General features: G+C 48.0%; 9 protein-coding genes. 6 read left to right on the top strand and 3 right to left on the bottom strand.

Features of this window, described 5'->3' with window-relative positions:
- Nucleotides 1-579: 579 nt before the first annotated feature.
- Complete coding sequence (locus ACE1CD_RS02225) at nucleotides 580-1,026, top strand: NADAR family protein (RefSeq protein WP_374821273.1); 447 nt, start codon at nucleotides 580-582, stop codon at nucleotides 1,024-1,026.
- A gap of 92 nt (nucleotides 1,027-1,118) precedes the next feature.
- On the opposite strand, the gene ACE1CD_RS02220 is transcribed toward ACE1CD_RS02225, so the two are convergent.
- Nucleotides 1,119-1,628 carry a sterol desaturase gene (locus ACE1CD_RS02220; protein WP_374821271.1) on the bottom strand — a complete coding sequence of 170 codons (510 nt, stop codon included), beginning with the start codon at nucleotides 1,626-1,628 and terminating at the stop codon, nucleotides 1,119-1,121.
- 93 nt (nucleotides 1,629-1,721) lie between these two features.
- Between ACE1CD_RS02220 and ACE1CD_RS02215 the strand changes: the two genes are divergently transcribed.
- Together ACE1CD_RS02215 and ACE1CD_RS02210 are read left to right on the top strand one after the other, a co-directional pair.
- Entirely contained in the window at nucleotides 1,722-2,459 is a 738-nt protein-coding gene (locus ACE1CD_RS02215) for a 16S rRNA (uracil(1498)-N(3))-methyltransferase (protein ID WP_374821268.1), read from the top strand.
- A gap of 27 nt (nucleotides 2,460-2,486) precedes the next feature.
- A complete protein-coding gene (locus tag ACE1CD_RS02210) occupies nucleotides 2,487-3,572 on the top strand; it encodes a tol-pal system YbgF family protein (RefSeq protein ID WP_374821265.1) in 1,086 nt (361 codons plus the stop codon).
- Here the strand turns inward: ACE1CD_RS02210 and ACE1CD_RS02205 are convergent.
- Nucleotides 3,565-4,101 carry a hypothetical protein gene (locus ACE1CD_RS02205; RefSeq protein WP_374799225.1) on the bottom strand — a complete coding sequence of 179 codons (537 nt, stop codon included), beginning with the start codon at nucleotides 4,099-4,101 and terminating at the stop codon, nucleotides 3,565-3,567. The genes ACE1CD_RS02210 and ACE1CD_RS02205 overlap by 8 nt on opposite strands.
- Before the next feature lie 582 nt (nucleotides 4,102-4,683).
- Between ACE1CD_RS02205 and sir the strand changes: the two genes are divergently transcribed.
- Entirely contained in the window at nucleotides 4,684-6,699 is a 2,016-nt protein-coding gene (sir, locus tag ACE1CD_RS02200; RefSeq protein ID WP_374821262.1) for a sulfite reductase, ferredoxin dependent, read from the top strand.
- 395 nt (nucleotides 6,700-7,094) lie between these two features.
- A complete protein-coding gene (locus tag ACE1CD_RS02195) occupies nucleotides 7,095-9,161 on the top strand; it encodes a tetratricopeptide repeat protein (protein ID WP_374821259.1) in 2,067 nt (688 codons plus the stop codon).
- A gap of 164 nt (nucleotides 9,162-9,325) precedes the next feature.
- On the opposite strand, the gene ACE1CD_RS02190 is transcribed toward ACE1CD_RS02195, so the two are convergent.
- Nucleotides 9,326-10,162: a pentapeptide repeat-containing protein gene (locus ACE1CD_RS02190; protein WP_374799231.1), complete on the bottom strand. Its 837-nt coding sequence runs from the start codon at nucleotides 10,160-10,162 to the stop codon at nucleotides 9,326-9,328.
- A gap of 325 nt (nucleotides 10,163-10,487) precedes the next feature.
- On the opposite strand from ACE1CD_RS02190, the gene ilvD reads away from it, so the two are divergent.
- Nucleotides 10,488-12,173 (top strand): dihydroxy-acid dehydratase, encoded by a 1,686-nt coding sequence (gene ilvD / locus ACE1CD_RS02185; RefSeq protein WP_374799233.1) that lies wholly within the window; start codon nucleotides 10,488-10,490, stop codon nucleotides 12,171-12,173.
- The last annotated feature ends 17 nt before the right edge of the window (nucleotides 12,174-12,190 follow it).

The following is a 12,190-nucleotide window of genomic DNA, read 5'->3' as shown; positions in this document are numbered from 1 at the left end:
TATCTCCGAAGGTGTGAACAGCAGAACGTGAGTGTCATCTAGACAAGACAGCTTTATATGATACCGAAATATGGCTCATTTTTTAGCGTCGCGATCGCGAATTTCTGTAGGGGAGGGGGGGCAGGGGAGCAGGGGGGCAGGGGAGCAGGGGGGCAGGGGAGCAGGGGGGCAGAGGGGCAGAGAAATAGCAGGCAACACAGAGAAAATATGTTATACAGCCGCTTTGACACTCACCGCACTTCTAGGGCGGTGATTCTTGGGCTGAATCCTGCCTCTATTGACCTGTGTCAACGAGGGTCTTACAGTTTCATGTAAGCGTCCGACTACACCTTTTACAGCAAGCGCTCTTATGGACTACTCCCCAAGCGTAAATTTCTGTGTGCCCCACAGTATTTAATTGCTTTTTCGGCCTTACAGTTTGGACTTACTTTTTTACACCATTGACTGTTAGGCATTTCAGGATTACGGAGTAGGACGTTGAACCTGTTTTCTCATCGTTTCTGCGGTCATCGACCTAACAATATTATCTCACAAAGTCGCCCTAAAAGGGCAAGGTTTTAAACCCAATTTTTTGATAAAATGACTATTTACTTTTACAGCAATCGCGAAGAACCATACGGCTGTTTCTCCAACTTTTCACCTCATGGCTTTGAGTTGGATGGCTTTTATTGGCCTACCAGCGAACATTATTTTCAAGCGCAAAAATTTGTCGGCACACCCTACGTCGATCGCATCCGTCTGGTGAAAACGCCGAAAGATGCCGCCAATATGGGACGCGATCGCTCTTTTCCCCTCCGTCCCGACTGGGAACAGGTAAAAGACGATATTATGCGACGAGGAGTTTTGCGAAAATTCCAGACTCATACCGATATCCGCGAAGTGTTAATTTCCACAGGAGATGAACTAATTGTCGAAAATTCTCCGATTGATTACTATTGGGGTTGCGGTGCGGATGGTAGCGGGAATAATATGTTAGGTAAAATTTTGATGGAAGTACGAGAGATATTGCGAGATCGCATCAATTAGGCATCGCACAAAGCGAAAACACCTGGAAATATGATGCCAATATGTCTCAAATATTGAAATCTTTTGCTTTGCCTATCTGGTGAGAAAATCTGCTAGCTTTGGTGCGGGGCGAATCTTCTTTTCAGTAACCGCAAATATGCCAACCATTGTCGTCCGGGTCGATCGTAAAACGTAAAAATATCCCCATAAGCAACATCTGCATTAAGATGGTGAAGTGAATGCCGTTCGGGAGTTGTGATAAAAAACAGATTGCAGAGGCGATCGAAAGTGTTTAAATTTTTCCGCTCGCTGATGGGAATATGCCTCCACAAAACATGAAGTTCAGCTAATAAAAGCCCCAGAATAGTGCCCACAGGAGATAACTGCCAAAGCCAGGGTACAACAATTAAATAAGGAAGTACGCCCAGAAATCCATGCAGCAGAACTAGCGGATTTTTAGTGATTATAGCATAATAAGTGAAACTGCGATGCTTCTGACCGTGATGAACTAATGTATGAAATTTACCAAAAACGTGTGCTGGAACATGATAGAAAAATGTGGAAATAAAATCTCCTATTAGCAGAAGAAGTAAAGCTGATAAAACACATCTAAGAACTGCCAAGATCGAGCCCTCACAACCAAAAGTTAGATTACTATATGAAAGTTAATATTTGATTAGTTAAAGATTAAATGTTGATGAATACGGAGATATAGATTGACTCAGTTACAAAGATTGGCGATCGCACCCAATCAACTCCAAAACAGCCAAATCATCCTTACCCCCCAGCAGTTGCACTACCTGAGTCGGGTACTGCGTTTACAGGCGGGCGATCGCTTTATTGCCATGAACGGACAAGGGCAATGGTGGCTGGCTAAACTAAAAGGGGAACAAGCGGAAATCTTAGAGCCGATCGCTGTCCAAACCGAGTTACCGATTAGCGTTACCCTCCTAGTAGCCTTACCGAAAGGAAATGGATTTGACGAAGTGGTGCGTCAGGCTACCGAACTGGGCGTATCTTCTCTAGTACCGACGATAAGCGATCGCACCCTCCTCAAACCCAGTCCCCAAAAACTCGATCGCTGGCGGCGCATCGCCACGGAAGCAGCCGAACAATCAGAACGCCAAATCGTACCCACAGTCCTCGACCCCGTTCCCTTTACCACAGCATTAGAATTATGTCAAGCCGATCGTCAATATATCTGCGTCGAACGCGGTAACCATCTCCACCTAATAAATTGCCTAATGCACGCACCCAACTCAGCAGTGACTGTTGCCATCGGCCCAGAGGGAGGATGGACAGACGCAGAAATCGAAAAAGCTTGCGCCGCTTCTTTCCAACCAGTTTCTCTCGGTCGCCGCATCCTGACTGCCGTACTCGCACCAATTGTCGCCCTCTCGCTAGTGGCAGCAGCCGCAGAAATGGGAAAAATGAATAAAGAAGCGAAAATCTAAAATTCTCAATCCTTATTTAAGATAGCCATGATAGACCAAGTTGCCGCTGCATTCGATCGCAAGGACTACCGAGAAGCCGCCCGCTTACTCAAACAACTAACACAGCAATCGCCCCAAGACCCTTGGGTGCAGTTTTATATCGGACGCCTGCACGAAGTCACTGGCAAATTGGAAGCCGCAGAAAAAGCTTATCGCCAGTTGCTGCGTAACACAACCATTCCCAAAATTATGTCTGGAGCTCGTCAAGGATTGCAGCGTTTAGAACAAAATGAAAAACAACGACGCCAACAAGCGATCGCAATAGCAAAAGCCGACCCCAAAAATACGCAACCGGGCGTCCTCATCTTAGAACCGATAAGCACTGAAGTGAAAACCCAAGCTGCCAAAAACTTTGCCCGCATCATGAACCTCGATCCTTACAAAGCGCGGCTGTTGCTACCCAGTCGAGGTTGGCGGCTGTATCGCACAGGTGCGATCGGCGAACTGCAAGTATACAATCAAGAGTTGCTTTCTGCAAACATTCCCAACTTTTGTGCCATCCTAGCCGATATTCAAAAAATCAACGTTTTTCGCGTCAGCCATTTCCAGTCAGTTTCCCCTCAACCCACAGTCGTTTGCCACAACCAGCAAAATCAGCTCGGTTCCCTCAGCTTTAATTGGCAAGAAGTACGCCAAGTCATCCCAGCGCGATTGCCCATCTTTGAAGAAGTTGTAGACCACGACCATCTCAGGAGATTGCAACGCCGAGTGGAAACTCAAGACTACGCCCAAATTTGCGACCTACACCTACCCAGCAGGCGTTCGATTCTCCGCATTTACGATAGCGCCTACGAATTTCAGCAGGGGGTTGACTTTACCTCCGAACACGAAATGGCTACCAACAGGAGAAACTGGAATCGGTTGAGCGATTTTCTCAATTCTCGACTGCCTCATGCCAAAGTTTTATCTGACTTTACCAGCTTTGCCGAAACAGCACTCGATCGCAGCGAACTTTTAGACACTATCCCACCCCACATCGAGCTGTTTCGTAGGGCTGAGTCCTACTGGGACCCAGCCTTCCAATTGTACAGCGGGCTAGTTTTCCTCAAATATTTACCGTCAGATGCTATTTAGAAGTTTTTACCTGACGGGCCATATCCAGAAATGAGCTCATATTAGCGCCAGGACGTCGGCGACCGTTTGTGCTTGAGAGGGTAAGCAAATAATTGGGAGCAAACGTAGAAGGAGCTTGGGGTTCACTCTTGGCGTTAGCTTTTGCCACAGGTGCTGCTGCTTTAACAGGTTCTGGCTTGGGTGCTGCTGCTTTGACAGTTTCTGGCTTGGGTGCTGCTTCTGCTTTGGCAGGCTGGGGTTTGGGTGCTGGGGCAGCTGCAACTGGTGCAGGTGCAGCCGCTACCGCCTCTGCAACTTTGGCAGGTTCCGGTTTGGGTGCTGACTCTACTTTCACCGCTTCGGCTTGTGCAGGTTTACTGCCATTACCCGTTTGGGCAGCTTGCGATTCATCTAATTCCAAGTAGTATCCACGTCCCTTACGAGTTTTAGGAGCGTTTGATTTATCTTCCTTGGACTTCTTCCCAATGCCTAAAATTCCGCCAAAAAAGGCCATAATTCCCCCAAATATGTTTTTGATAAAACCAAACATGAGAATTACCCCTGAAGGTTACCAAGTGGACTGAGAAAAGGTTGAAAACGTATCTCAAATTTCTGCCGCTTCCAACTAAAAACCTACAGGCTGGCTGTCAAGACACATAAGTTCATGCACAGCTTAAGATTTTTAGCGTGTGACAATCAAAAAATTAGAACTTGTGTGCGTTCAGGTTTAATTATGAAGTTTCACACTACTTATTGCAAGATTTTTTTACATTGCTTAACAATTTTTAACTTTTCAATTTCATCTGGGAAAGGCTTGAGGAATAAGTGAGTATTTATTACTAAAATAACTTGACAGAATATTTAAGAATTTCTTGATAAAGAAAAGTATTGAGGAGTGGGTATAGAAAATTAGATATTGTTTCTATTGTTTGCGGTGTAATGCCCGCTGCTAGATTGCCCGTTGCCCCTGGCTGCGCGACCCAGCTTTTTGTAGTGTTAAAATTGTGGTATTGTACATATTCCCGACCGGAATATCGGTTTTCGCCAAATCAGGGTTCAACCATCCAAAAGTCTGTGGCGGCAACGGACACCTGGTTAAAATACTTAATTTAAAGTTGCACTCCTATTTCCCATGATTCAGTCTCCGACTCAAACTCCTAACGTTCCCAAGCTTTCCAAAGTAGAAGGATTAAAAGAACGCAGTAATTATTTGCGGGAACCCGTTGCCACAGAAATACTGCAAGACACAAACAGCTTCAGCGAAGACGCCGTTCAGATTCTCAAGTTTCACGGATCTTATCAGCAAGACAACCGGGATAATCGGGTCAAGGGTCAAGAAAAGGACTATCAGTTCATGCTGCGTACCCGCTCTCCGGGTGGATTTATTCCGCCGCAGCTGTATCTTACCTTGGATCGGTTATCTCAGGAATATGGAAATCATACGCTACGAGCGACTACGCGACAAGGTTTTCAGCTGCACGGGATTTTAAAGAAAAATCTCAAAGCCGCGATCGCCGCGATCGTCAAAAGTATGGGGTCAACTTTGGGTGCTTGCGGCGATCTCAACCGCAACGTTATGGCACCACCAGCACCCTTTAAAAATCGCCCGGAATACGACTGGGCGTGGGAATACGCCAACAACGTCGCCGACTTGCTCACGCCTCAAACAGGCGCTTACTACGAAATTTGGCTGGATGGAGAAAAATTTGTCACGGGTGAAGAAAACCCAGAAGTAGTAGCGGCGCGGCAAGGCAACAGCAACGGCACGACCTTCCAAGAGAAAGAAGAGCCGATTTACGGCACAAATTATATGCCCCGGAAGTTCAAGTGCAGCGTCACCGTACCGGGGGATAATTCGGTTGACTTGTTCTCCCAAGACCTGAGCTTGGTAGTCATAACCAACGATCGGCAAGAGTTAGAAGGATTTAACGTTTACGCAGGTGGCGGACTGGGACGCACCCACAACAAAGAAGAAACCTTCCCCCGCGTTGCCGATCCGATCGGTTATGTAGCAAAAGAAGATGTCTACGAATTGGTCAAAGCGATCGTCGCCACCCAGCGCGATAATGGCGATCGCGCCGATCGGCGTCATGCACGGCTGAAATACCTGCTGGAAGAATGGGGCGTAGATAAGTTCCGCAGTGTTGTAGAAGGCTACTTCGGCAAAGCGATCGCACCCTTAAAACCTCTGCCGGAATGGAAATATCTCGACTTTTTGGGTTGGCACGAACAGGGAGATGGCAAGCTATTCTTAGGTATTTCCATCGAAAGCGGTCGCATCAAAGATGAAGGCAACTTTAAACTGAGAACCGCCCTGCGGGAAATCGTCGAGAAACTTCAACTACCCATGCGGGTGACACCCCATCAAAATGTCGTTCTCTACGATATCCCACCAGAGCAAAAGGGGGAAATACAGCAAATACTCGATCGCTGCGGCATCAAAAAAGTATCCGAGATCGACCCCATAGTGCGTTACTCGATGGCTTGCCCCGCCCTACCCACCTGCGGTTTAGCCACCACCGAATCAGAACGAGTATTACCCAGTATTCTCGATCGAATTCGGGCCTTACTTTCCAAAGTAGGATTGCCAGAAGAACACTTTGTCGTGCGGATGACAGGTTGTCCCAACGGCTGCGCTCGTCCTTATCTGGCCGAACTCGGCTTTGTCGGTAGAGCTCCCAACGTTTACCAGCTGTGGCTGGGTGCAGACCCCCATCAAACTCGTCTGGCAGAACCTTACATAGAGAAGTTGGATATCCAAGATCTAGAAGCAGCCCTAGAACCTCTGTTTGTTTATTTCAAAGAAGAACGCCAACAACAGGTAGAACCGGAAAGTTTTGGTAACTTTTGTCATAGAGTAGGTTTAGAGGCCCTTCGCAGTTTTGCCGTTAGTTATCGATCGGCACCAGCTGCGTTAGAGTTTACCAACGGTCATTCAGCTTCTTCTGTTATGGGCGAGACTATAGTCGAGACACCTTCCGAAACCACTGCTACTGCTACGAAAATTCGACGTCGCGTCACTGTTCGCGATGACGTTTATCAACGTCTGAAGGAGGCAGCCGCCAGTCAAGGCAAGCCAGTGGTTGAATTAGCAACCGAGGCGATCGAAGCGTATTTAAACGCTAATTCAGACTCACAACCCTCCTAAAGGTTTGTTCGACTGGAAACGCTACCCAAGTTACGCTTTCTCTCAGGCGATCGCATACCACAATTATGCGATCGCTTATCACCCTTGTTGCATCCTTTCTTTTCGATCGCCATATTTTTCTCAAATCTTGTGGCGATCTCTTGTTGTCTCAGAAACAATCCGACTGAGGCAAACAATAAAGCTCACTGGCTCAAAGCCGTGAGCTTTGTTGGTGAAGTACCAACACTTACTGCAAGCAGTAAGTGTTGGCTTCCTGTCTCATTTGCTATTGTCACGTTGGGAAACAAGTTCGGGACTTAACCCGATGATGGTCTTCTCAATCTGTCACTAGGAAAGCTTCTGTCCTTTTTAGGCCCAGCCAATCCAAAATCCTCTCATCCAAAATCTAAAATCGGGTGACAACTGTCTCAGAATCTTTATTCGCTGCTATCCAACATTACGAAGCCGGTCGCCTAGCGCCAGCCGAACAGATATATCGTCAAATTCTACAAAAGCAGCCAGATAATCTTGATGCGTTGCAATTACTGGGCTTAACTGCCGTTAGGCTGGGCAAACACGAGCTAGCAATAGAATGTTTTCGCAAAGCCGTCAACATTGCTCCTACTGTGCCAGACTTTCCCTACAATTTGGCTATGGTGCTACAACAGCAGGGGCAGATTGAGGAAGCGATCGCTTGCTACCGACAAACATTAAACCTCGAACCGAATCATCCTGGAGCTTACTACAATCTCGGCAAGGCACTGCAAGAACAAGGTCACCTGCCAGAAGCAACCGTTTGCTACCAGCAAGCTACCATCCTCGTACCCGATTATGCCGAACCTTACAATTGTTTGGGTGCCGTCCTCCAGCAACAGGGACTGTTGACTGAAGCGATCGCCTGTTACCGTCAAGCCTTGACAATTAAACCAAACTATGCTGAAGCATACAGCAATTTGGGCAGTGCGCTGTTTGGGCTAGAACAACTCGAAGAAGCGATCGTCTGCTATCGCCAAGCTTTAGCGCTCAAACCAGATAATGCTTTAGTTTACGGCAATTTAGGCGGTGTGCTTCACAAGCTGTACCGCTTTGCAGAAGCCATTGCTTGCTATCAAAAAGCCTTGGCGATCGAACCAGATCATCCGATAATTTACAACAATTTGGGCGTTACCCTCAAAGAGATGGGCGAGCTAGAGCAAGCGATTACTTGCTATCAAAAAGCCCTCGCCCTCAAGCCAGAATACACCGATGCTTATAGCAACTTGGGCAGTGCGCTCAAACAGCAGGGTCAGATCGACGCAGCCATTACCTGCTACCATCAAGCCTTGGCGCTCAATCCCAACTTGCCAGAAGTTTACAACAACTTGGGCAGCGCCTTAGAAGAGGGAGGTCAGTCAGCCGAAGCCATTAGTTGCTACCGTCAAGCCTTGGGATTAAATCCCAACTTGGCAATGGCCCAGAACAATTTAGCCCACGCACTGATATTTCAAGGCGAGATAGAGAAAGCATTAACTTACTTACAACCGAACAGCCAACTCAATCCAGACGATCGTTTCGATCGCGCATATCTGCTACTATTGGCTGGCGATTTCCGACGCGGATTCGCCGAATACGAGAGTCGGTGGCAAAGTCGGGAAACTCCGCCGCGTCCCTTTTCTGTGCCTTTGTGGGACGGATCTCCCCTAGAAGGGCGATCGATTCTGCTGCACGCCGAGCAAGGATTGGGAGATACAATTCAGTTCATTCGATATGCTAATTTGGTGGCAACTTATGGCGGTCGCATCATCGTCGAATGTCCTGCATCCCTGATGCGATTGTTGGCAAGTATTTCCTGTATCGATCGACTAATTCCCCAGGATAGCCCTTTGCCAGCATTTGACACTCACGCACCCCTGATGAGCTTGCCCTGGATCTTGGGAACTACAATAGAAACCGTACCAGCAGAAATTCCCTATCTGAGAGCGCCACAATCTTCTGTTCGACTAAAAGTTTTGTCTGACACTAAATTGAAGGTGGGAATTCTTTGGGCGAGCTACTCCAAGGGTAAGACAGCGAGAAAGCGATCGTGTCCGCTGGCTCATTTCCTAGAACTGATAAATATACCGGGGATGGCCTTTTACAGCCTGCAAAAAGATATCGAAGAGCGAGACCTCAACCAGTTAAACCAAACAACCCGCCTGCAAAATTTATCTCAAGAGCTGAACGACTTTGCCGACACAGCTGCGATCTTAATGCAGCTGGATTTAGTGATTACCATAGACACATCAGTTGCACATTTAGCTGGAGCCTTGGGTAAGCCAGTGTGGATTTTATTGCCTTACGATCCTGACTGGCGTTGGATGTTGCAAAGAGAAGACAGTCCCTGGTATCCCACAGCACGACTATTTCGTCAGCAACATCCCGGAGATTGGCAGAGCGTATTTGTGCGCGTGGCTGAAGAATTGCGAGCTTTAGATGATGCACCCTCGATCGAAAAGAAAAATTAATCTCATCTCAAAAACTCAACTGGGAGTATTTTTGACTCAACGCTCAACAGACTACTACCCCCTTTTTGGGCCTCAATGTTCTTCCCCAACTCTCCCACTTTCCCGCTCTCCCGCTCCCCTACTCCCCCCTTTGCATAACAGTGGTAATCGTAGCGGATTTGACATTACTCGTGGCTTCTACCATCGGGCATAATTGCGCCTTTGAGTTCGGCACCGCGTAGGTTAACCCGATTCAGATTGGCATCAATCAGTATAGCCTCGCTCAGAATAGCCCCCGTCAGATTAGACCAGCAAAGTTTGGCTCGATAGAGATTGGCCTTTTGGAAGTTAGTACTTCTTAGGGTTGCCCAACTTACGTTTGCGCCCCTTAAATTGGCTTGACTGAGATTGGCAGAAGTCAAATTGACGCCGCTGAGTTTTGCGCGGCTCAAATCTGCTCCAGTTAGATTAGCTCCCTCTAAAACAGCTCCGGTGAGGATGGCATTGATAAGGTGGGCTTTCTCCAAAACAGCTCTACTTAAGATGGCATTTGTTAAAATTGCTCCATCTAGGATAGCTTCGCTCAGATTGGCATCGATCAAATTGACCCGATTCATGGGAGCATCAATTAGTTTAGCTCTACTCAAGTCAGCGCCTCGCATTTGGGCCTCACTGAGATTAGATTCGGTCAAGATAGCGCCACTCAGATTAGCTCCCTCCAAATTGGCTCCCCGCAGGCTAGCATCGGTCAAACAAGCTTCACTCAAGTCGGCTGTATTTAGATTGGCTGCAATCAGGTTAGCCTCAGTCAAATTAGCTCGCAGGATGGCTCCCCGCAAGTTAGCCTCCCGCAGATTAGCCCCCATTAAGTTGGCTCCTGTGAAATTCGCTTGACTGAGATCTGCCCCGCGCAGGTTGATCTCGCTCAAATCTGCACCGATCAGAGATACTCCCCGCAAATTGGTTTCCCAAAAATCTCTCTCACCCGTCGCATATCGCCTCAGCAATTCATTGGCATCCATACTGTATGTCCATTTGTGACTTTATCCCCAGAGGCGAAGCATTTGCCTTTGGGCATTCCCTCGTGCCCACAAGGGTTTGCACAAACAAATACTTTATCCTGTACTGGTAATGGTTTGTTTCATCGATCATCCCAAATGCCACAAGCTTTTGTTGCATTCTGTTATTTTTAGCTACGCAACAACGATGCCTTCTGAGAAAATCAAAAACAAGGGTCATCGGTCAAGTGTCATTGGTCATCAGTCATTAGTCAAAAGCAAACGACAAAAGACAAACGACAACTGACAACTGACAACTGACAACTGACAACTGACAAAGGACAAAAGAATGCCGGACAATCTTAGAAGCCAAGTCGTCACTCAGGGAACGCAGCGATCGCCGAATCGGGCTATGCTGCGTGCTGTTGGTTTTGGTGATGATGACTTTACTAAACCTATTGTGGGTGTTGCCAACGGGTATAGCACGATTACCCCTTGCAATATGGGCATAAATCAGCTGGCTATTCGCGCTGAAACGGCTATTCGGACGGCGGGTGCGATGCCGCAGATGTTTGGCACGATCACGATCAGCGACGGCATTTCGATGGGAACGGAAGGGATGAAATATTCCCTGGTGTCGCGGGAAGTGATTGCCGATTCGATCGAAACTGCTTGTATGGGCCAGAGTATGGATGGGGTGCTGGCAATTGGCGGTTGCGATAAAAATATGCCAGGGGCGATGATTGCGATCGCTCGTATGAATATACCAGCTATTTTCGTCTATGGGGGTACGATCAAACCCGGCCATCATAACGGACGCGACCTCACTGTTGTTAGCGCTTTTGAAGCTGTGGGACAATACAGCGCCGGGAAAATTGATGCTAACGAGCTGCTGGAAGTGGAACGCAAGGCTTGTCCCGGTGCCGGTTCTTGCGGTGGTATGTACACTGCTAACACCATGTCTTCCGCTTTTGAAGCGATGGGGATGAGTTTGCCCTACTCTTCCACTATGGCTGCGGAAGATGCGGAAAAGGAGGAAAGCGCGGAAAAATCTGCTTTCGTTTTGGTGGAGGCAATTCGCAAGCAACTGCTACCCCGCGATATTATCACCCGTAAAGCGTTTGAAAATGCCATATCTGTAATTATGGCTGTGGGCGGCTCGACGAATGCGGTGCTGCACTTGCTGGCGATCGCTCACACTGCTGGTGTCGAATTATCCCTCGATGATTTTGAAACTATTCGCGCTCGCGTTCCCGTATTGTGCGATTTAAAACCATCGGGTAGATTTGTGGCGACTGATTTGCACAAAGCTGGCGGGATTCCGCAAGTGATGAAAATGCTGTTGGTACACGATTTGCTCCACGGCGACGCCCTCACCATCACCGGTCAAACAATTGCGGAAGTGTTAAGCGATGTTCCGGAGGAACCGCCCGCCAATCAAGAAGTTATCCGTCCTTGGAGTAACCCGATGTATTCTCAAGGACATTTGGCTATCTTGCGAGGAAATTTAGCTACGGAAGGTGCGGTAGCAAAAATTACCGGCATTAAGAAGCCGCAGATTACTGGCCCAGCACGGGTGTTTGAATCGGAAGAAGAGTGCTTGATGGTAATTATCGCCGGACAAATTAAGCCTGGGGATGTGATTGTCGTTCGCTACGAAGGGCCGAAAGGTGGGCCGGGAATGCGGGAAATGCTGGCACCCACTTCGGCAATTATCGGTGCGGGATTGGGAGATTCGGTAGGATTGATTACGGATGGGCGTTTTTCCGGCGGAACTTACGGGATGGTCGTCGGTCACGTTGCGCCGGAGGCAGCTGTGGGTGGTGCGATCGCTCTGGTGAAGGAAGGCGATATCATTACGATCGATGCCAATGCGCGATCGTTGCACCTGCACGTCTCCGATGAAGAGTTAGCACGTCGTCAGGCCGAGTGGCAACCGCCCAAACCGCGTTATACGATGGGTGTGTTGGCAAAATACGCTAAGTTGGTATCTTCCAGCAGTGTTGGTGCCGTGACCGATTTAGATTTATTCTAAGCCGATGAGTAGATGCG

This window comes from Aerosakkonema sp. BLCC-F183, assembly GCF_041929145.1.
Taxonomy (GTDB): domain Bacteria; phylum Cyanobacteriota; class Cyanobacteriia; order Cyanobacteriales; family Aerosakkonemataceae; genus Aerosakkonema.
The sequence above is the reverse complement of the archived record's forward strand: the minus strand, read 5'-3'. Positions and strand labels throughout refer to the sequence as shown.